Raw genomic sequence first — 20338 nt, forward strand, 5'->3', positions numbered from 1 at the left:
ATAACAACCTACTTGTAAATAGGTTGTTACCGTTACATAGAAAATTATAAAGTCTATGTTTTAAATTGTCGAAGGCAAAGTCTTATTCAGCTACTTTATCTTCACTTGGTACATAGCTTAACGCTTCTGCATCGATTTCTTCTAATGCTTTACCTACACATTTATGAGAAACAGGTTGTTCAACAACACAGTTATTAGCAAGTTGCATTTCACGCGCACGCTTTGCAGCTACTGTTACTAGTGTGTATTTAGAATCGATTTTTTGTAGTAATGAGTCAATTGATGGATTTAACATAATTATAGACCCTCCGTCATTTCTTTATAATATTTTGCTACCCTTTCGCGGCGGCAATGTTCGCCAACCACAATTGCTTTAATTCTATCACAAGCTAATTCAACTTGATCGTTTTCTACTACATAGTCGTAAGCGTCCATCATTTCGATTTCTTCTTTCGCTACAGTTAAACGATTTTCAATAACATCTTCAGTTTCTGTACCACGACCGACAATTCGGTTCTTTAGTTCAGATAAACTTGGAGGTGCTAAGAAAATAAATACACCTTCTGGGAAAGCTTTCTTAACTTGAATTGCTCCTTGCACTTCAATTTCTAAGAATACATCTTTTCCTTCTTGTAATGTTTTTTCAACATAGTCAATCGGTGTTCCGTAATAATTACCTACGAATTCAGCCCATTCAAGTAACTTTTCATTACGAATCATTTCCTCGAATTCTTCTCTCTCTTTAAAGAAATAATCCACACCATCTACTTCACCTTCACGCGGCTTACGTGTCGTTACTGAAATAGAGTACTGAAAACGTGTATCCTCATGGCTAAACAGCTCTTTTCGAACCGTTCCTTTCCCGACCCCAGAAGGTCCTGAAAGAACGATGAGCAATCCTCTTCTACTTCTCATAAATATGTAAAACCTACCCTTCCTCACTTAAATCTTCTTTATTATTCAAACGATGTGCAATCGTCTCTGGCTGAATTGGACTTAATACAACATGCCCATCATCCATAACAATAACCGCCCTTGTTTTTCTCCCATACGTAGCATCAAGCAAAGCATTATGTTCGCGTGCTTCTTGTACTGTTCGTTTAATAGGAGCTGACTCCGGACTTACAATAGCAATTATTCGATGAGCAGATACAATATTTCCGTATCCAATATTTAAAAACCGCATGGCCATAGTTTGCGCCTCCTAGTAAGTCTATCCGATTTCTCCACCACGTATAACTTTATATATTTTTTGAAAGCTACTCAATATTTTGTACTTGTTCACGAATTTTTTCAAGGTTATTTTTCATTTCTACAACATATTTTGAAATTGTTAAGTCATTTGCCTTCGAGCCAATCGTATTCACTTCCCTATGCATTTCTTGCACGATGAAGTCCATTTTCCTTCCAACAGGCTCTGCAATTTGCAACGCTTCACGAAATTGCTCTATATGGCTTTGTAAACGAACTAACTCTTCGTGAATATCAGAACGTTCAGCAAAGATTGCCACTTCTGTTAACAATCTTTGTTCATCTAAATCTTGATTATGTAATTCTTTTAAGCGATTTTCTAATCGTTCACGATATTTTTGGGTAACAATTGGTGCATGCGGAATAATGGCATTTACACAATTGTGAATCTCTTGCAAACGATATGCTATATCTTTATATAATCGTTCTCCTTCGCCATCTCTCATCGTTTTCAACATATGAGCAGCTTGGCGAACAGCCTCATATAAACTGTTCTCAAATTGTTCATTTACATTTTCTACTTCTTCAATTGCCGTTACTTCTGGCATTTCCATTAATTGTTGAAGTGTAATAGAATCTTGTAATTGAAATTTTCCTTTTATATCTTCCATAATCGATTGGTACTGTTCAAGAAGCGACCAATTCACACTTAATTTTCTTTCAACAAGCCCTTCACCTGTTATACTAATAGACACTTCAATGCGTCCACGTCGAACTTGTTCTGCAATTATTTTACGAATTTTGTCTTCAAACACCATCATTTGCTTCGGAAGTCGAATACTCATCTCTAGAAAACGGTGGTTCACCGATTTCATTTCTACTGTAATTTGAAAAGTATCATTTTCTACTTTCGCTCTTCCAAACCCTGTCATACTAGAAATCATTTTTATCACATCCAAGCCATGAAATAACTCAATGAAAAAGGTAATAGAGACAAGGCTCTACTACCTTCTGTAAATTATATCACATTTTCATATCATTGACTATTTCAAGTTTAATCCCTTCTTATATAACAGTGGCTTTTCCTTCTTCTCTTTTTTCCCTGTTAATAAAGAACCTACTAGTAGGAAAGTCGGAATTGATGATAAACCTCCAATTAGCAACCAATCTCTTGCTTGTATTGGCATTGTACTAAAAATCGGTTGTAACGGTGGATAATAGATAACCACTAGCATTAACAGTAAAGAAATTATAACCGCTCCTACTAAATACACGTTCCCAAACGGATTGCGGTGGAAGATAGAATGTTCACTTCGGCAATCAAATACATGAATAAGTTGTGCAAGTACCAACGTCGCGAATGCCACAGTCTGCGCATATTTCAGCTCATTTGGATGTTGATTATATGCGATAATGAACGCCACTAATGTAACCGCCCCAATTAGAAAGCCCCGGCTAATAATTTTCCACGCAAGTCCTCTAGCAAATACCCCTTCTTTCGGATGACGTGGTGTTCTCTTCATTACATCTCCTTCCGCCTTATCCAAACCTAATGCCATCGCTGGTAAACCGTCAGTAACTAAATTCACCCATAATATTTGGATTGGAACCATTGGCAGTGGTAATGCAAGTAACATTGCAAATAACATTACTAAAATTTCCCCAACGTTTGATGCTAATAAGTATCGAATAAACTTACGTATGTTCTCGTATATATTTCTACCTTCTTTAATTGCTGATTTAATCGTAGCAAAATTATCGTCTAGTAATACAAGTGAAGAAGCTTCTTTCGCAACGTCTGTTCCTGTAATCCCCATCGCTATCCCTATATCCGCCGTTTTAATGGCTGGTGCATCATTTACTCCATCACCAGTCATCGCTACTATATGCCCTTTATTTTGCAACGCCTTAACAATTTTTAATTTATGCTCAGGTGATACACGAGCAAATACATACGTATCTTCTACAACATTTTCTAGTTCTTCTATATCCATAGTTGCTAGTTCTGTCCCTTCAACAACACGACCTCCTGGTGGTAATATCCCTAATTGTTCTGCAATTGCCATCGCTGTTACTTTATGATCTCCTGTAATCATCACTGTTCGAATACCAGCTTCTTTACACTCTTTTACCGCCAGTTCCACCTCTGGTCTTGGCGGATCGATCATACCTTGTATGCCGATTAACATAAAATCTTTTTCAACATCTCTTTCATGCTCAATAGAATCTGTTGCTTTTAATGGCTTAAATGCAACTGCAATTGTTCGAAGCGCTTGACTACCTAAACTATGAATTGCCGCCTGTACTTCTTTTCTATACAACTCACTTAACGGTTGCTGCTTATCCCCCCATAAAATCGTTTGACTCATTTGCAAGAGGACATCTGGTGCTCCTTTCGTAACAACAAACTTTTTCCCCTCTCGATCACGGACAATAACACTCATCATTTTTCGAGTCGAATCAAATGGAAATTCACGAATAATTTCGAACTTCCCTTTCAGTGCATCACGTGTTATCCCCGCTTTCATTGCTGCAGCTACAAGTGCTCCCTCTGTTGGGTCTCCATCTAATACATACGCCTTTTTCTTTTGAATAATATTTGCATTGTTACATAGTGAACCAAATGTAAGTAGTTGATAAAGCGCCTTCGTCTTACCTGGATCAATTTCTTTTTCACCTTTCATAAAAGACCCATTAGGCTCATATCCTTGACCTGTCACTTTCCACAACTCTCCACCTGACCACATATGTGTTACCATCATTTTGTTTTGCGTCATTGTTCCTGTTTTATCAGAACATATAACAGAAGCACACCCTAACGTTTCTACGGCTGGTAACTTTCTTACAATTGCTCTCTTTTTTATCATGCGCTGTACACCAAGCGATAAAGCTACTGTAACAATTGCTGGTAATCCTTCTGGAATAGCAGCAACAGCTAGCGACACACCAGCTAAAAACATATGATATACTTCATTCCCTTGATACACACCGGCTAATACAACAAGGGCCGTCAAAATAAGAGCCACAATAATTAATATTTTTCCGAGTTGCTCCAATCTTCTTTGTAACGGCGTTTCCATTTGCTCTGCATTTTGTAACATATTTGCAATTTGGCCCATTGCTGTATTCATACCAGTCGCTACAACGACTCCTGTTCCAGATCCTCGCGTAATCATCGTCCCCATAAATGCCATATTTTTTTGATCACCAATTGAAACATCTTGCCCTTGCAATACTTCTACCTTTTTTTGCACAGGTACTGACTCTCCTGTCAAAGCAGACTCTTCGATATATAAACTCGATGCCTCAACGAGACGTACATCAGCCCCAATACGATCACCACTGGAAAATTTAATGATGTCACCTAAAACAAGCGCTTTAGATGGTGCCTTTACCCACTTTCCATTCCGCAGTACAGTCACTTGCGGGGCGGCTAGTTCCTTTAAAGCTTCTAATGATTTTTCAGCCTTTCTCTCTTGAAAAAAGCCGAGAATACCATTGATAATAACAATGGCAACAATAGCAATAGAATCAATATATTCACCTAAAAATGCAGAAACAATTGTTGCTCCAAACAAAACAAGTACCATGAAATCTTTAAATTGCGCTAAAAATACCATTAGTGCAGAAGGCCTTTTTGCCTCTTCTAATTCATTTGTACCAAATTTCTTTATTCGCCCTTCTGCTTCTTTCTCTGTAAGTCCAACCTTCACATTTGTATTCGTTCTTTCTTCCACTTCATGTGCTCGCATTCCATACCAGTTCATCCTGCTATCGACCTCCTGATTCCAGACATACTCTATTGAAAGCTTATTCAGCCTCGTCCAAAAAAATGCTATAATTAACTTTTAGTTAGAAAGGAGTGTTCATTTATGGCATTCGATGGATTATTTACAAGAGCGATTACACACGAAATTGAAAATTCTCTTCAAACCGGAAGAATTTCCAAAATATATCAACCTTCAAAATATGAAATTTTATTACATATTCGAGCAAACGGAAAGAACCAAAAACTAATTCTTTCATCTCATCCTACATATGCGCGTATGCACTTAACGAATCAAAACTACGATTCACCAGCAATACCGCCGATGTTTTGTATGCTTCTTCGCAAACATTTAGAAGGTGGATTTATTGAAAAAATTGAGCAAATTGACTTAGAACGTATTATTCAAATTACAGTTCGCAGTCGTAATGAAATCGGAGACGAATCATTAAAAACATTAGTAATCGAAATAATGGGAAGACACAGTAACATTATCTTAGTAGATACGAAAACGAACGTTATTTTAGATAGCTTAAAACACGTTTCGTTAGCCGTAAACCGTCACCGTACTGTATATGCTGGTGCTGAATACGTTGCACCACCAGCCCAACATAAAATCAATCCTCTGCAAATTGAAACCGCGGATGATTTTATTAGACCGCTAGACTTTTTATCTGGAAATATGGATAAGCAACTTGTCGGAGCTTTTATGGGCATTTCCCCATTATTTGCAAAAGAAGTAGTAAAAAAAGCAGGTATGGTAAATGAGAAAGCTTTATCAGAAGCATTTTTCTCTATACAAATGCCATTACTATCTCATACATATACACCAGCAATGATCACTGCAAATGGGAAAGAATTCTTTTATCTTTTCCCTCTTACCCATTTGCAAGGAGAAGAAAAAACATTCTCATCAGTGAGCGAATTGTTAGATCGCTTCTTCTTCGGTAAAGCAGAGCGTGATCGTGTAAAACAACAAGCTCATGATTTAGAACGCTTTATGCAAAACGAAAAAAACAAAAACGAGAAAAAACTTATTAAACTTGAAAAAACATTACAAGATGCTGGAAAAGCAGATAAATATCAACTATTTGGAGAGCTGCTTACAGCCAATATGTACGCTTTGAAAAAAGGTGATAAAGATATTGAAGTCGTTAATTATTACGATGAAAATAGCGGTACTGTAAAAATTACATTAGATCCTTTAAAAACACCATCTGAAAATGCACAACGCTACTTCCAAAAGTACCAAAAGGCAAAAAATTCAGTTGTTGTTGTAGAAGAACAAATCGAAAAGACAAATGAAGAAATTCTTTATTTTGATAGCTTACTTCAACAAATGGAAGCTGCTTCTTCAAAAGATATTGAAGAAATTCGTGAAGAGCTAGCTGAAGAAGGTTATATGCGTAATCGTAAGACGAAAAATGCAAAGAAAAAGCCTACAAAACCAGTATTGGATAAATATTTGGCTAGTGATGGTACAGAGATTTTCGTTGGTAAAAACAATAAGCAAAATGATTATTTAACAACCAAATTTGCCCGTCGTGATGAAATTTGGTTACATACGAAAGACATACCTGGCTCTCATGTTGTCATTCGTTCTTTAGAACCTGCTGAAGAAACTTTGCTAGAAGCTGCAAAAATTGCCGCTTATTACAGTAAAGCAAAAGAGTCTAGCTCTGTACCCGTTGATTTCACAAAAATCCGTCACGTTAAAAAGCCAAGTGGTGCAAAACTTGGATTCGTTACGTATGATAACCAACAAACAGTATATGTAACACCAGATGCTGACATCGTAATGAAATTAAAAGTGTAAATAAAAAATGCGTTGCTTGTAAGCAACGCATTTTTTATATTTTTCAGTTCATATATCCATTAACTAATTCGTAACACCTTTCTTTTGTCATCTTATATTTCTCTTCCGAGGCCTCTATACGTCTCATCGTTCCATTGTTTTCATCCGTAGCAATTGCTTTAATTGTGCTTTCTTTTTCCTTAACCCATGCAATCTGTTTTGTTTTTAAAGACTGAAATGCATCAGCTGACATCGTATTTTTTAATGTACTGTAAATTTCATTTAGTTTATTATCCCATAGTTGATAATTTCCTTCTATTTCATTTACTATGTCATTTGTTGACATAACATTTGTATGTTTTTCTTGATTTTCTAGAGTGGCTAACTCATTTAGAGCTTTAGTTTTACCTGCCGCTGATGAAGGTTCTTTTGTAAGCTTCTGCTCTTCTTTAGAATTGGTATGTGAACTCACACTATTTTCCTTAACCGTTTCTTGCTCTTGACTACTATTTTCTTTCGCTACCTTTTCCTGTTTTTGTTCATCTAAATCATATGTAATAACCGATGTTTTTGCATCTACAGCAATTAATCTAGTATTTTCTTTAAAAATATATTTTTTGGCACCACTGTTTTCCTCTTTAACAAAAGCGGTATTCTTAAAGCCTCGAACTTTAAGAAATTCGCTAGCTTCTTCCTTTGTAAGTTTTAAATCTCTCGGTGTATGTGATGACCATTTATCCATTAACCATTTTCCATCTTTATAAACTAAAATAAATTCCCATATCATTTGCAGGTATGATTGTCTCAATCGTTAAAATATCATTTTTCTGCGAATACGTTAATCTCATTTCCGGTTCAATATTGATAGGAAATGGTAACATATCCGTCTCTCTAGACCTATTAAAGGTATCCAGAGACTTAGGAAGCTGCTTCTCTATAAACTTTTCTGAAACTAATCCTTTCACTCCTTTTTTCGCTGTGTCCAAATCTCCAGGGTTATTTCGGCTCCATCCATTTTCTTTTTCCATCTCACTAAAAGAGTTTGCTATTCCATCTACACTCTTTCTTACAATCTTTTTCGCTTCTTTTTCTGTCACTTCTGGTGCTTCATCAAGCTGTTCAATTGTTTTATTTACTTGTACTTTGTTTTCACTTTTTTCACAGCCTGCTAGAACAAACATACTAGCTGCCAAGCAAAATGACATTACTTTACTTAATTTCTTCATGTACTCACAATCCTTATCCCTTCGTATTCGTTACGTATCCCTATCTTCGAGAGAAATCCAACAATTACCTATTATATCAATAATCATAATTTATTTATATATTAAATTTTATATTCAAATAAAACGTAAATTCACTATTTTTCCAACTATATGATCCAAACATCGCTTATCCTTTTCTTTCCTAACTTCGATATTTTCAAAAAAATTGACAGTGCTATTTCATATTTGTATAAATTTTTTTACAGTGTGTAAAGAAATTTAATCTTGAGTCGATGTTTTTTCATTCTCTCACTGATATATTGAAGCAATCTGTAGTTTTCAAGTAGCCCCTCTCACAAATAGCGAACAGAATTTTACCTTCCCTTAAATATATGTGTAATTCCCAATAACTTTTCTCTAAAGTTATATTTTGGCACGCTTTTTGCTTTATTCAATACTGTGAAAAGGAGGAATTAACATGACTTTAAGAATTAATAAAATCCAAAAACAACTACATAATTACGGAATTGATGGATTACTTATTACTAAAAAAGAAAACCGTCAATATGCAACAGGCTTTACAGGTAGCGCTGGCGTCGTCTTAATCTCTGCAGATACAGCTATTTTCATAACCGACTTTCGCTATGTAGATCAAGCGAAAGCACAAATAAAAGACGCGGAAATCATTATGCATAAAGGGAATTTAGAAGAAGAAGTTGCAAATCAAGTATCCAAATTAAACATTCAAAAACTTGGAATTGAAGAAAACAACATGACATTGCAACAATATAAAAACTTACAAAAACATATGCATGCGGACATGGTGCAAGTATGCGAAGTTATTGAAGACATTCGTATTATTAAAGATATGCACGAAATAGAAATAATGAAAATCGCCGCTACTATTGCTGACGAAGCATTTCAGCACATTCTCCAGTTTCTAAAACCGGGCATAAGTGAGACTGATGTACGAGATGAATTAGAATTTTTCATGCGAAAAAAAGGAGCTACATCTTCTTCATTCCAAATCATTGTAGCTTCTGGTGTTCGTTCTTCTCTTCCTCATGGAGTTGCATCGAATAAAATAATCGAGCATGGCGATATCGTTACCTTAGATTTCGGTGCACTTTACAATGGCTATTGTTCCGATATAACACGTACTATAGCAATCGGTGAGCCATCAGAAGAATTCAAAAAAATATACAGTGTTGTACGAGAAGCATTAAAACGTGGAACTGAAGCAATTAAGCCTGGAGAAACTGCGAAAAGTATCGATGATGTAACAAGAAACTACATTACAGAACACGGATACGGTCAATATTTTGGCCACTCTACCGGGCACGGTCTTGGTTTAGAAATACATGAACCTCTTCGTCTATCTCAAGAAAGTAAAGCTACTTTACAAGAAGGCATGGTCGTTACAGTGGAACCGGGCATTTACATACCAAACTGGGGCGGTTGTAGAATTGAAGACGATATCGTCATTACTAAAGACGGATATGAAGTTATTACAAAAGCGAATAGAGAACTCATTGTTATTCCTTGTTAAAGCTTCACGTATTTGAAGATGAAATCAATCACCGTGGACAAATTCGATTAATTAAAAAGATGCAAAAAGCTCATTCAGTAAAGTAAAAAAGTGCCACCGAATAAGGTGACACTTTTTTATTTATTTCTATTCGTTAGCAAATATTTTTTGTTTACTCACTATCATTACTTTTTTATTCTTAGAAAAGATACGATTTTCAAAAGGTGTTTTTTGTCACTTAGCGAAATTATTTTAGGAGAGCAATTATTCAAAACGTTTACAAGAAACATATGACTTCTACTAGAAAAGGGGACATGACTATGAATGAATTGATTTTTGTCTTATTTCTTTGTCCATTACTTATTTTTATCGTTTCTGTTATTGGAACACGTAGAACGAAAACGTATTACGTAATGCCGATTGTAACGTTTGCTAGTTTTTTAATAATGGGTGTTATCGCCTTTACTCCAAAATTTTTCTTTTGGGTTGGCATGTACAGCATCTTCTCATTTATCGTTTCTTATATGACTCTATTATTTGTGAGAGGGTATGAAGTTGCAGAAAGCAATAAGTAGTTATTAGTAAGGAGATTGTAATATGATTTTCTTTGATATCGATGGAACTCTACTTGATTATGACGCCGCTGAGAGAAATGGCATTTCACATTTCTTCCAAAGGTATGATGATATTTTTTCAGGACACAAATTAGAGGCTACAAAACTGTGGCATGAATTATCCGAACAATATTTCAACAAATTTTTAGCCAATCAATTATCCTTTCATGAACAACAAATATTACGAATGTATCATTTATTTAAAGCGTATGAAGTACATTTATCACTTGAAGAATCTCAGCAAAGATTCAATCAATATATAGAACTATATAAGAAAAACTGGATTGTGTTTGGAGATGTACTCTATACATTACACTCCTTACAGCAAAGAGGATTTTCATTAGGTATCATTAGTAACGGCGATTATGAACAACAAATCGAAAAATTAACAGCTCTAAACATTCTACAATATTTCAAATATATTTTTACTTCCAGTGAAATTGGTATATCAAAACCAGACCCAGCAATTTTTCAAAGGGCCGTTTTGCAATCGAATCTTGAACTGAAAGATTGCTATTATATTGGCGATCGATTAGAAACGGATGCAATTAGTAGTGCAACAGCTGGAATGCAAGGAATATGGTTAAATCGGAACCACTCGCAGCTAAAATGCGATGTGCCCACTATACGTTCTTTACGTGAATTTTTAGCAATTATATAAAAAGACGACTGCGTTTCCCTCCGCAGTCGTCTTTTTTTGTTACGCTGTAATCCAAGCTTCGTCAGCTGGATTTTTACGCCACTCTTGTAATTTTTTCGTTTCAGCTTGTCCGATCATACCTTTTTCTGCTGCTACTTCAGTCAATACACTGTAGTCGCTTAAAGAGTATGATGCTACGTTAGCTGCTTCTAGTTTTTCTTTACCTGCTTCAAGCTCGTATGTGAAGATTGATACGATTCCTAATACTTCACAGCCAGCTTCGCGAAGTGCTTCTACACATGTAATTGCACTACCACCAGTTGAAATTAAGTCTTCTACTACTACTACTTTTTGACCTTTTTCAGCTTTTCCTTCGATTTGATTCCCTTTACCGTGGCCTTTTGCTTTACTACGTACGTAGCACATTGGTAAATCCATCCGATCGCTTACCCATGCAGCGTGCGCAATGCCAGCAGTTGCTGTTCCTGCAATAACTTCTACAGTTGGGAAGTGTTCTTTAATTAACTCTTCTAATCCAGCTGCAATCGCTTGACGTACTTTTGGATAAGACAAAGTTAAACGATTATCACAATAAATTGGTGATTTCATACCAGAAGACCACGTGAATGGATCATTCGGTTGTAAAAATACTGCTCCAATTTCTAATAAGTGCGATGCGATTTCTTTTTTCATACTGTTACACCTTCCCACTGTTGTTTTACTGTTTTATACGCTTCAAGCGGATTTTTTGCTTTTGTAATACTACGTCCAACTACGATATAACTTGAGCCAAGTTCCCTCGCACGTTTCGGTGTTGCTACGCGCACTTGGTCATTTACATCATCACTTGCAAGACGAATCCCCGGTGTTACTGTTACAAATTCATTTCCGCATACTTCACGTAATTTCGGAACTTCAAGTGTTGAACAAACAACTCCATCAAGTCCACTTTCTTTCGTTAATTTTGCATAATGAGCAACCGCTTCTTCTAACGTTTTCTCAATGCCGATCTCTTTTTTCATCATAGCTTCCGAAGTGCTTGTTAGTTGTGTAACTGCAATACAAATCGGTCTCTCTTTTCCTTCTTGCTTACCTTCCTCTAATCCCTCAATCGCAGCTTTCATCATACTGCTTCCCCCAGCAGCATGAACATTTACCATATCAACATCTAGACTAGCTAGGCTACGCATAGCGCTTTTTACTGTATTCGGAATATCATGGAGTTTTAAATCTAGAAAGATTTTATGTCCTTTTTCTTTTAAGTACGTAATAATTGCAGGGCCTTCTTTGTAAAATAACTCCATACCAACTTTGACAAATAACTCTTCCCCTTCAAAGTGGTGTAAAAATTGTTCTACTTCTTGTTTCCCTGGAAAATCCAGTGCAACGATTAGCGACTGTGACATGTTTGCTTCCAGCTCCTTCCTTGACATTCCGAAATGTGATCAAACCCTAATTCATCTAGTAATGCTGGTAACTCTTCAATAATTGTCGGACATACGAACGGATCAATGAAATTCGCCGTACCTACCGCAACTGCGCTTGCGCCAGCGTAGAAGAATTCAATTACATCTTCCGCTGTTTCAATACCACCCATTCCGATAATTGGAATGTTAACCGCTTGACTTACTTCATGTACCATACGAATTGCTACTGGCTTAATCGCAGGACCTGATAATCCGCCTGTACGGTTTGCTAAAATCGGTTTAGCTGTTTTTAAATCTAGACGCATACCAAGCAATGTATTAATCATCGTTAAACCATCTGCACCTGCATTTTCAATCGCTTTTGCAATTTCCACAATGTTTGCCACGTTCGGTGACAACTTCACGTATACAGGTACTTCAGAAACCTCTTTTACTCGCTTCGTCAAATCAGCAGCAATTTCAGGATTTGTACCAAAGGCGATACCACCTGTTTTTACGTTTGGACAAGAAATGTTTAATTCTAGCGCATGGACATTAGGCGCTTTAGAAATTTCCTTTGCAACCGCTACGTAATCCTCAGCTTGTGAGCCTGCAACGTTCGCAATAATTGGAAGATCAAATTTTTCTAACCATGGTAATTCAGAATTCATTACTTTTTCTAACCCTGGGTTTTGAAGTCCGATTGCATTTAACATGCCGCCCGGCGTTTCAGCAACACGAGGCGTCGGATTTCCATAACGTGGTTGTTCTGTCGTCGCTTTAATCATGATTGATCCTAGTACACTTAAATCGTAAAACTGTGCATATTCACGACCAAATCCAAAGCATCCAGATGCCGGTATAATTGGATTTTTTAATGACAATCCTGGTAATTCAACTTGCAATCTGTTCATAGTACAACCTCCCCGATTGGAAATACTGGTCCGTCGCTACACACCTTCTTGTAAGAATGTCCACTTGGATCTTCTTGTAAGTGGCATACACATGCGAAACAAGCTCCAATACCACAACCCATACGTTCTTCTAATGAAATATAGGCTTTTTTCTCTTTGTAACGTCCTTCTAATGCACGAAGCATCGCTAACGGGCCACATGAATAAAGAATATCAAAGTCGATTCCGTAATTATCAATTACATCTGTAACAAATCCCTTTGTACCGTGTGTACCATCTACTGTTGCAACGTACGTATCACCAAGTTCTGCAAATTTTTCTTCATAGAAAACAACATCTTTCGTTTGAAAACCTAAGATGTGAATCACACGTACACCTTTTGCAACAAGGCGCTGTGATAGTTCATAAAGTGGTGGTACACCAATTCCCCCGCCTACTAACAAAGCCGTTTGTCCAGCTCCTGCTTCTTCTACAGGAAAACCGTGTCCTAGTGGTCCTAGTACGTCTACCATTTCACCTTGTTTTCTAGTTGCTAATGTTTTTGTCCCTTGTCCTTCTGCACGATATAGCATTGTAAATTCGTTCTTCTCTTGATCTACATTACAAATACTAATCGGGCGGCGCAGAAGGGGCGCAATGCCCTCTGCTACCTTAATGTGTACAAACTGCCCTGGTTCGTTCATTTGCTGTACTAACGTTCCTTGAAGCACTAATTCGTAAATGTTTTTTGCGATTTCTTTTTGGTTAACGACAATCATATTTTGCTTTTGCATCATGCATGTACCACCTCGTGACGCTTTGTTTGCGTAATTTCTTTCATTGAATGAGCTGAGAATGTCATAGATTCTAATACTCGTAAGATTGCTCTCGTTGTATCAAGTGATGTTAAGCAAGCCACACCATTTTCTACTGATTCACGTCGGATGCGGAAACCATCACGCGCTGGTTGTTTGCCTTTTGTTAATGTATTGATTACAAACTGCGCTTTTCCTTGACGGATAATATCAAGTAAGTTGTATTCTTCAGAATCAATTTTGTTTACAACTTGTACTGGGATATTTTGCTCTGCTAACGATTGTGCTGTTCCAGCTGTTGCTAATAAGTTATAGCCGATTTCGTGGAAACGTTTTGCAATTTCCATCGCCTCTTCTTTATCTTTATCCGCTACAGTAATGATTACTGAACCGTGCGTTGGAATGTTGATTCCAGAAGCAACTAGTCCTTTGTATAATGCTTTTTCAAGCGTCAAGTCTTTACCCATTACTTCCCCTGTTGATTTCATTTCAGGTCCTAATGTTGTATCAACTGAGCGTAGTTTTGCAAATGAGAATACCGGTGCTTTTACATACACTTCTTTCTCTTCTGGGTGATAGCCAGTTCCGTATCCTTGCTCTACTAGGTCTTGACCTAAAATAACTTTCGTTGCAACATTCGCCATCGGTACTCCTGTGATTTTACTTAAGAATGGTACTGTACGGCTCGCACGTGGATTTACTTCAATTACATACACTTGATCTTCGAATACTACAAACTGGATATTTAGTAATCCAACAATGTTTAAACCTTTTCCAAGTGCAATTGTATGTTCAATAATTTGTTCTTTTAGTTTTTCAGATAAGCTTTGTGGTGGATATACTCCAATTGAATCCCCAGAGTGAACTCCAGCGCGTTCAATATGTTCCATAATACCTGGAATGAATACATTCTCACCGTCTGAAATTGCATCTACTTCAATTTCTTTACCAACCATATAACGGTCGATTAATACTGGGTGATCCGCGTGAACTTTAACCGCATTTTTCATGTAGTGCAGTAGTTCTTCTTGACGATATACGATTTCCATCGCGCGTCCACCTAGTACGTAAGATGGTCTTACTAATACTGGGTAACCAATTTCTTCAGCGATTGCTACCGCTTGTTCTACAGTCGTTGCTGTTTTACCAACTGGTTGCGGGATACCAAGCTTTGTTAACGCTGCTTCAAATTTATCACGATCTTCTGCACGGTCTAAATCTTCAAGTGATGTTCCTAAAATTTTCACACCGTGTTCTTCCAATTTCGCTGCTAAGTTAATTGCCGTTTGTCCACCGAATTGAACGATAACACCTTCTGGCTTTTCTAAATCGATGATGTGCATTACATCTTCAATCGTTAATGGTTCAAAGTATAATTTGTCAGAAATACTGAAGTCTGTTGAAACTGTTTCTGGGTTATTGTTAATGATAATTGCTTCATATCCAGCTTCTTTAATAGCCCATACTGAGTGAACTGTTGCGTAGTCAAACTCAACACCTTGACCGATACGGATTGGACCAGATCCTAGTACAACTACACTCTTACGATCTGTCACAATTGACTCGTTCTCATCAGCATATGTGCTGTAATAGTATGGTGTTGCGGATTCAAACTCTGCCGCACAAGTATCTACCATTTTGAATACTGGCGTCATATTATTTTCTTTACGTATATCGTAAATTTCGCGCTCAGTTTTATTCCAAGCTGCTGCAATATAGTGGTCACTGAAGCCCATTTCTTTTGCAGATTGTAACACTTCCATATTTCCTACATTTTCTTTTACTTCACGTTCCATATTTACGATGTTTTCAACTTTTTGTAAGAAGAAGAAGTCCATTTCACACCATTCGTTGATCTCTTCTTTTGTTACACCTTGACGAATTGCTTCTGCTACAATAAACAGTCGCTCATCATCAGCTTTAATAATGCGTTTTTTCATTGTTTCTTTATCAAGCTCTTTTAAGTAATCTAACTCTAAGTGATAAATACCAAGTTCTAAAGAACGAACCGCTTTTAATAATGATTCTTCTAAGTTACGTCCAATTGACATAACTTCACCAGTTGCCTTCATCTGCGTTCCAAGTGTTCTGTTCGCTGATTCAAACTTATCAAATGGCCAACGTGGAATTTTTGAAACAACATAGTCTAATGCTGGCTCGAAACAAGCATATGTTTTTTGTGTTACTGGGTTTACGACTTCATCTAATGTTAAGCCGACTGCAATTTTCGCTGCTAATTTCGCAATTGGATAACCAGTTGCTTTAGAAGCAAGTGCAGATGAACGACTTACACGTGGATTTACTTCGATCACATAGTATTGGAAGCTATATGGATCAAGCGCAAGCTGAACGTTACATCCACCTTCAATGCCTAGTGCACGAATAATTCGTAATGAAGTGTTACGTAACATTTGATATTCACGATCACTCAATGTTTGGCTTGGTGCTACAACAATCGAATCCCCTGTGTGAACACCAACTGGATCGATATTTTCCATGTTACATACTACAATTGCGTTATCATTTGAATCACGCATTACTTCATATTCAATTTCTTTACAACCAGCAATACTTTTCTCTAATAAACATTGTGTTACTGGGCTATGTTTTAAACCACTTGTCACGATTTCAATTAACTCTTCCTCGTTATGGCAAATACCGCCGCCCGTTCCGCCTAATGTGAATGCTGGTCGAACGATTACTGGATAGCCAATTTCTTTTACAAAGCCATATGCCTCATCAAGGTTATGAATGATTTCACTTGGTGGTGTTGGTTCATTTAAATCCTGCATTAATGTACGGAATAAATCACGATCTTCCGCTTGCTCGATTGCTGATAATTTTGTTCCTAAAATTTCAACCCCGCACTCGTCAAGTACGCCTGATTTTGCAAGTTCAACCGCCATGTTTAATCCTGTTTGACCACCTAATGTTGGTAAAATTGCATCTGGACGTTCTTTACGGATAATACGGCTTACGAATTCTAATGTTAATGGCTCAATATATACTTTATCTGCTGTTGCAGTATCTGTCATAATTGTTGCTGGGTTAGAGTTAACAAGGATTACTTTGTAACCTTCCTCTTTAAGAGATTGACAAGCTTGTGTACCAGAGTAGTCAAACTCCGCTGCTTGCCCAATTACAATTGGTCCTGATCCGATTACTAAAATTGTGTTAATATCTAGGCGTTTTGGCATAACTCTTCCCCTTCTTTCTTGAAGTTTTCAATCATTGTTAAGAAATCTTCGAATAAATCATTTGCATCTTCTGGTCCTGCTGAAGCTTCTGGATGATATTGTACTGTAAATGCTGGGAACTTCGTATGACGAAGACCTTCTACTGTTCCATCATTTAAAGCAACGTGTGTAATTTCAAGCTCTGTATTTTTAACTGATTCTTCTTCTACTGCGTAACCATGGTTTTGAGATGTAATTGCTACTTTTCCAGTTGCAAGATGTTTTACTGGATGGTTTAAACCACGGTGACCGAATTTTAACTTACTTGTATTTGCACCTGATGCTAGTGCGAATAACTGATGACCTAAGCAAATCCCGAATAAAGGAACTTTACCGATAATGTCTTTTAACATTTCGATTGCTTCTGGTACATCTTTTGGATCTCCAGGTCCATTACTTAACATAATTCCATCTGGACTTAGACGTAAAATTTCTTCTGCTGTTGTATTGTAAGGTACAACGATTACATCACAGTCACGCTTATTTAATTCTCGTAAAATACCATGTTTCATTCCGAAGTCTACAAGTACAACTCGGTGTCCACGGCCTGGGCTTGGGTATGGATCTTTCGTTGATACGCGTTTTACATGATCTGTAAATACTGTCGCTTTTAATTGGCTCACGATGTATTCTACATCTGCATCCATGTTACATAGACGTCCGCGTAATGTACCGTATTGACGGATTTTTCTTGTTAATTTTCTCGTATCAATTCCCGCTAATCCTGGGATGTTTCTTTCTTTTAAATAATTATTTAACGAAATTTCATTACGGAAGTTTGATGGGTGATCACAAATTTCGTTTACGATTAAACCATTTACAGATGGGTGAATTGATTCAAAATCATCACGGTTAATGCCGTAGTTTCCGATTAATGGGTACGTAAATGTTACAATTTGACCGCAATATGATGGATCAGATAATGTTTCTTGATATCCAGTCATTCCTGTTGTAAATACAACCTCACCTGACTTTTCGATTTCTCCTCCGAAACCTTTTCCAATTAATACTGTTCCATCTTCTAAGATAAGTTGTCTCTTCATACTAATGCACTCTCCTTTTGCCATGCGATCTTACCACCAACGATTGTCATTACCGGCCATCCTTGGCATTTCCAACCTGCGAATGGTGTATTTTTTCCTTTTGATAAGAATGTTGCTGGGTCAATCTCTTCTTCTTGTTCTAAATCAATGATTGTAATATCAGCTGCTCTACCTTCTTTCAGGCGTCCTGCTTCTAAGCCAAATGTATCAGCCGGCTTTTCTGTTAAGAATTGAATTAACTGTTCTAGTGTAATAACTCCCTTTTTCACAAGGTTTGTATATAGAAGTGGGAATGCTGTTTCAAAACCAGTGATTCCAAACGGCGCTCTTTCAATTCCTTGCGCTTTCTCTTCCGCTGTATGCGGTGCATGGTCAGTTGCGATCATATCGATCGTTCCATCTAATAGCCCTTCAATTAACGCTGCGTGGTCTTCTTTTCCGCGAAGCGGTGGGTTCATTTTAAAGTTAGGATCAGCTGATGGGATATCATCTTCACATAACACTAAGTGATGCGGTGTTACTTCTGCTGTTACTTTAATTCCAGCACGTTTTGCATCACGGATTACACGTACAGAACCTTTTGTACTTACGTGACATACGTGATAGTGGCAATCTGCCGCTTCAGCAAGCAGTATATCCCTTGCAATATGTACAGATTCACATACAGATGGGATACCATTTAATCCGTGTTTCTCAGAAAACTTCCCTTCATGTACACAACCTTTATTAATAAGTGTATTCTCTTCACAGTGCGCAACTACTGCCATATTCAATTTCGCTGCACGCTTCATAGCAGTTAACATCATGCTCGCATCTTGTACGCCTACACCGTCATCAGTGAAAGCAAATGCCCCAAGTTCTTTTAACGTTTCGAAATCTGTCATTTCAGAACCTGCTTGGCGTACTGTAATTGCTCCGTACGGTAGTACATTAACATGCGCTTTTTCTTTAATACGTTTTTGCAAGTCTTCCATATGTTCTTTGCAATCTGGTACTGGGCGTGTATTTGGCATTGCGCAAATTGTAGTGAATCCACCTTTTGCCGCCGCTAGTGTGCCTGTTTCAATTGTTTCTTTATGTTCACCACCTGGTTCACGAAGATGTACGTGTACATCTACTAATCCAGGCGCGATTAACTTTCCGTTCACATCGATTACTTCAGCATTATCTGCCGTAATATTTTCTGCTACTTTCGCAATTTTACCGTCTTGTACGAGAAGATCTGTTACTACAATTTTTCCTTCTTCATTCATATAACGACCATTTTTAAACAAATAATTCATGTTTCATTCCTCCTAATACATTTGGTAAGGCGCGTTTTAGTACAGCCATTCTTACGTAAACTCCATTTTCCATTTGTTTAAATATACGTGAACGCTCACACTCAACAAGTTCACTTGCAATTTCAACATCACGGTTTACTGGAGCTGGATGCATAATAATGCTTCCTTCTTTCATACGCTTTTCTCTTTCTACTGTTAATCCGTGTTTCTCATGATACTCTTTCATAATGTCTGTTTCATAATGATCATGACGTTCATGTTGTACACGAAGTAACATCATTACATCCACTTCTGGAACAAGTTCATCCAAGTCTTTGTAAGTTCCAAATGTGTTTTCTTCATCTTTCCACTCTTCTGGACTTGCGAAGTAAATTGTTGCACCAAGTTTCGTTAATGCTTCTGCATTAGAACGAGCTACTCGGCTATGACGAACATCTCCTACTATCGCAATCTTCAAACCTTCAAAACTTCCAAACTCTTGTTTAATCGTTAAAAGGTCTAGTAAGCACTGCGTTGGATGATTTCCACATCCATCTCCAGCATTTAAGATTGGAATATTTACTTGATCTTTCAGCTCATCGAAGTAGCGATCTTGTTCATGGCGGATGACTACCGCTTTTGTTCCGACTGATTCTAGTGTTCTTATCGTATCGTATAATGTTTCTCCTTTTTGTACGCTAGATGAATCTGCTGAAAAGTTTAATACGTCAAGCCCTAATCTCTTCTCAGCAACTTCGAAGCTAAACCTCGTTCTCGTACTATTTTCAAAGAACAAGTTTGCTACAAATGTTTGCTCTGTTGTTTTAACTTCTTTTCCATTCGCAAAATCTTCTGCGTCTTTTAGGATTTCTGAAATTTCTTGCTCCGATAATTCACTCATCGTTAACAAATGGCTCATCGTCATCCCTCATCTTTCTGATTTT

Annotated in this window: 17 protein-coding genes and 1 pseudogene; 4 read left to right on the forward strand and 14 right to left on the reverse strand. The window is 37.2% G+C overall.

Annotated features, from left to right (window positions below; all coding sequences use genetic code 11):
- Positions 1-82: 82 nt before the first annotated feature.
- From rpoZ to ACQKNR_RS02000, 5 genes are all read right to left on the reverse strand, one after another.
- Complete coding sequence (rpoZ, locus tag ACQKNR_RS01980; protein ID WP_000933961.1) at positions 83-295, reverse strand: DNA-directed RNA polymerase subunit omega; 213 nt, start codon at positions 293-295, stop codon at positions 83-85.
- Between the two features lie 2 nt (positions 296-297).
- Positions 298-915, reverse strand: coding sequence for a guanylate kinase (gmk, locus tag ACQKNR_RS01985; protein ID WP_001257739.1), 618 nt, complete (start codon positions 913-915; stop codon positions 298-300).
- A 13-nt stretch (positions 916-928) separates the two neighbouring features.
- On the reverse strand, positions 929-1192 hold the full coding sequence (remA, locus tag ACQKNR_RS01990; RefSeq protein ID WP_001251456.1) for an extracellular matrix/biofilm regulator RemA: 264 nt from the start codon (positions 1190-1192) through the stop codon (positions 929-931).
- A 67-nt stretch (positions 1193-1259) separates the two neighbouring features.
- Positions 1260-2135 (reverse strand): YicC/YloC family endoribonuclease, encoded by an 876-nt coding sequence (locus ACQKNR_RS01995; RefSeq protein WP_427314985.1) that lies wholly within the window; start codon positions 2133-2135, stop codon positions 1260-1262.
- 99 nt (positions 2136-2234) lie between these two features.
- On the reverse strand, positions 2235-4958 hold the full coding sequence (locus tag ACQKNR_RS02000; protein ID WP_427314987.1) for a calcium-translocating P-type ATPase, SERCA-type: 2724 nt from the start codon (positions 4956-4958) through the stop codon (positions 2235-2237).
- Positions 4959-5063: 105 nt separating this feature from the next.
- Here ACQKNR_RS02000 and ACQKNR_RS02005 point away from each other — a divergent pair, with 105 nt between their 5' ends.
- Positions 5064-6773 (forward strand): Rqc2 family fibronectin-binding protein, encoded by a 1710-nt coding sequence (locus ACQKNR_RS02005; RefSeq protein WP_427314989.1) that lies wholly within the window; start codon positions 5064-5066, stop codon positions 6771-6773.
- 43 nt (positions 6774-6816) lie between these two features.
- On the opposite strand, the pseudogene ACQKNR_RS02010 reads toward ACQKNR_RS02005, so the two are convergent.
- Positions 6817-7978: pseudogene (locus ACQKNR_RS02010) on the reverse strand (lysozyme inhibitor LprI family protein).
- Positions 7979-8435: 457 nt separating this feature from the next.
- On the opposite strand from ACQKNR_RS02010, the gene ACQKNR_RS02015 reads away from it, so the two are divergent.
- The 3 genes from ACQKNR_RS02015 to ACQKNR_RS02025 all read left to right on the forward strand — a co-directional run bounded on the left by ACQKNR_RS02015 (position 8436) and on the right by ACQKNR_RS02025 (position 10760).
- On the forward strand, positions 8436-9506 hold the full coding sequence (locus ACQKNR_RS02015; RefSeq protein WP_427314991.1) for a M24 family metallopeptidase: 1071 nt from the start codon (positions 8436-8438) through the stop codon (positions 9504-9506).
- Between the two features lie 299 nt (positions 9507-9805).
- Entirely contained in the window at positions 9806-10060 is a 255-nt protein-coding gene (locus ACQKNR_RS02020; protein WP_427314993.1) for a YbeF family protein, read from the forward strand.
- 22 nt (positions 10061-10082) lie between these two features.
- Positions 10083-10760, forward strand: a complete 678-nt coding sequence (locus ACQKNR_RS02025; RefSeq protein WP_427314995.1) for an HAD family hydrolase — start codon at positions 10083-10085, stop codon at positions 10758-10760.
- Between the two features lie 39 nt (positions 10761-10799).
- Here ACQKNR_RS02025 and pyrE read toward each other — a convergent pair whose 3' ends face one another.
- From pyrE to pyrB, 8 genes are read right to left on the reverse strand one after another with little or no spacing between them, the layout of a single operon-like run.
- Positions 10800-11432, reverse strand: coding sequence for an orotate phosphoribosyltransferase (gene pyrE / locus ACQKNR_RS02030; RefSeq protein ID WP_427314996.1), 633 nt, complete (start codon positions 11430-11432; stop codon positions 10800-10802).
- On the reverse strand, positions 11429-12145 hold the full coding sequence (pyrF, locus tag ACQKNR_RS02035; protein ID WP_088097519.1) for an orotidine-5'-phosphate decarboxylase: 717 nt from the start codon (positions 12143-12145) through the stop codon (positions 11429-11431). The genes pyrE and pyrF overlap by 4 nt, the downstream gene beginning before the upstream one ends.
- Positions 12130-13059 carry a dihydroorotate oxidase B catalytic subunit gene (gene pyrD, locus ACQKNR_RS02040; RefSeq protein WP_098667702.1) on the reverse strand — a complete coding sequence of 310 codons (930 nt, stop codon included), beginning with the start codon at positions 13057-13059 and terminating at the stop codon, positions 12130-12132. The genes pyrF and pyrD overlap by 16 nt, the downstream gene beginning before the upstream one ends.
- Entirely contained in the window at positions 13056-13835 is a 780-nt protein-coding gene (gene pyrK, locus ACQKNR_RS02045; protein ID WP_427314998.1) for a dihydroorotate oxidase B electron transfer subunit, read from the reverse strand. Before pyrK ends, pyrD begins: the two co-directional genes overlap by 4 nt.
- On the reverse strand, positions 13832-17050 hold the full coding sequence (gene carB / locus ACQKNR_RS02050; protein ID WP_427315000.1) for a carbamoyl-phosphate synthase large subunit: 3219 nt from the start codon (positions 17048-17050) through the stop codon (positions 13832-13834). The genes pyrK and carB overlap by 4 nt, the downstream gene beginning before the upstream one ends.
- On the reverse strand, positions 17035-18132 hold the full coding sequence (locus ACQKNR_RS02055; protein WP_427315002.1) for a carbamoyl phosphate synthase small subunit: 1098 nt from the start codon (positions 18130-18132) through the stop codon (positions 17035-17037). Before ACQKNR_RS02055 ends, carB begins: the two co-directional genes overlap by 16 nt.
- Complete coding sequence (gene pyrC, locus ACQKNR_RS02060) at positions 18129-19415, reverse strand: dihydroorotase (RefSeq protein ID WP_427315004.1); 1287 nt, start codon at positions 19413-19415, stop codon at positions 18129-18131. The genes ACQKNR_RS02055 and pyrC overlap by 4 nt, the downstream gene beginning before the upstream one ends.
- Positions 19399-20313 carry an aspartate carbamoyltransferase gene (gene pyrB, locus ACQKNR_RS02065; RefSeq protein WP_427315005.1) on the reverse strand — a complete coding sequence of 305 codons (915 nt, stop codon included), beginning with the start codon at positions 20311-20313 and terminating at the stop codon, positions 19399-19401. The genes pyrC and pyrB overlap by 17 nt, the downstream gene beginning before the upstream one ends.
- Positions 20314-20338 lie beyond the last annotated feature (25 nt).

Source organism: Bacillus sp. NPDC094077 (genome assembly GCF_050279465.1).
Classification (GTDB): Bacteria; Bacillota; Bacilli; order Bacillales; family Bacillaceae_G; genus Bacillus_A.

Bases quoted from the DNA above. Each gene is read 5' to 3' on its own strand.
- pyrE (WP_427314996.1), bottom strand. From the start codon at position 11,432: ATGAAAAAAGAAATCGCATCGCACTTATTAGAAATTGGAGCAGTATTT.
- pyrK (WP_427314998.1), bottom strand. From the start codon at position 13,835: ATGATGCAAAAGCAAAATATGATTGTCGTTAACCAAAAAGAAATCGCA.
- ACQKNR_RS02055 (WP_427315002.1), bottom strand. From the start codon at position 18,132: ATGAAGAGACAACTTATCTTAGAAGATGGAACAGTATTAATTGGAAAA.
- rpoZ (WP_000933961.1), bottom strand. From the start codon at position 295: ATGTTAAATCCATCAATTGACTCATTACTACAAAAAATCGATTCTAAA.
- remA (WP_001251456.1), bottom strand. From the start codon at position 1,192: ATGGCCATGCGGTTTTTAAATATTGGATACGGAAATATTGTATCTGCT.
- ACQKNR_RS01995 (WP_427314985.1), bottom strand. From the start codon at position 2,135: ATGATTTCTAGTATGACAGGGTTTGGAAGAGCGAAAGTAGAAAATGAT.
- ACQKNR_RS02000 (WP_427314987.1), bottom strand. From the start codon at position 4,958: ATGAACTGGTATGGAATGCGAGCACATGAAGTGGAAGAAAGAACGAAT.
- pyrB (WP_427315005.1), bottom strand. From the start codon at position 20,313: ATGAGCCATTTGTTAACGATGAGTGAATTATCGGAGCAAGAAATTTCA.
- pyrD (WP_098667702.1), bottom strand. From the start codon at position 13,059: ATGAACAGATTGCAAGTTGAATTACCAGGATTGTCATTAAAAAATCCA.
- ACQKNR_RS02025 (WP_427314995.1), top strand. From the start codon at position 10,083: ATGATTTTCTTTGATATCGATGGAACTCTACTTGATTATGACGCCGCT.
- ACQKNR_RS02005 (WP_427314989.1), top strand. From the start codon at position 5,064: ATGGCATTCGATGGATTATTTACAAGAGCGATTACACACGAAATTGAA.
- pyrF (WP_088097519.1), bottom strand. From the start codon at position 12,145: ATGTCACAGTCGCTAATCGTTGCACTGGATTTTCCAGGGAAACAAGAA.
- ACQKNR_RS02020 (WP_427314993.1), top strand. From the start codon at position 9,806: ATGAATGAATTGATTTTTGTCTTATTTCTTTGTCCATTACTTATTTTT.
- ACQKNR_RS02015 (WP_427314991.1), top strand. From the start codon at position 8,436: ATGACTTTAAGAATTAATAAAATCCAAAAACAACTACATAATTACGGA.
- pyrC (WP_427315004.1), bottom strand. From the start codon at position 19,415: ATGAATTATTTGTTTAAAAATGGTCGTTATATGAATGAAGAAGGAAAA.
- gmk (WP_001257739.1), bottom strand. From the start codon at position 915: ATGAGAAGTAGAAGAGGATTGCTCATCGTTCTTTCAGGACCTTCTGGG.
- carB (WP_427315000.1), bottom strand. From the start codon at position 17,050: ATGCCAAAACGCCTAGATATTAACACAATTTTAGTAATCGGATCAGGA.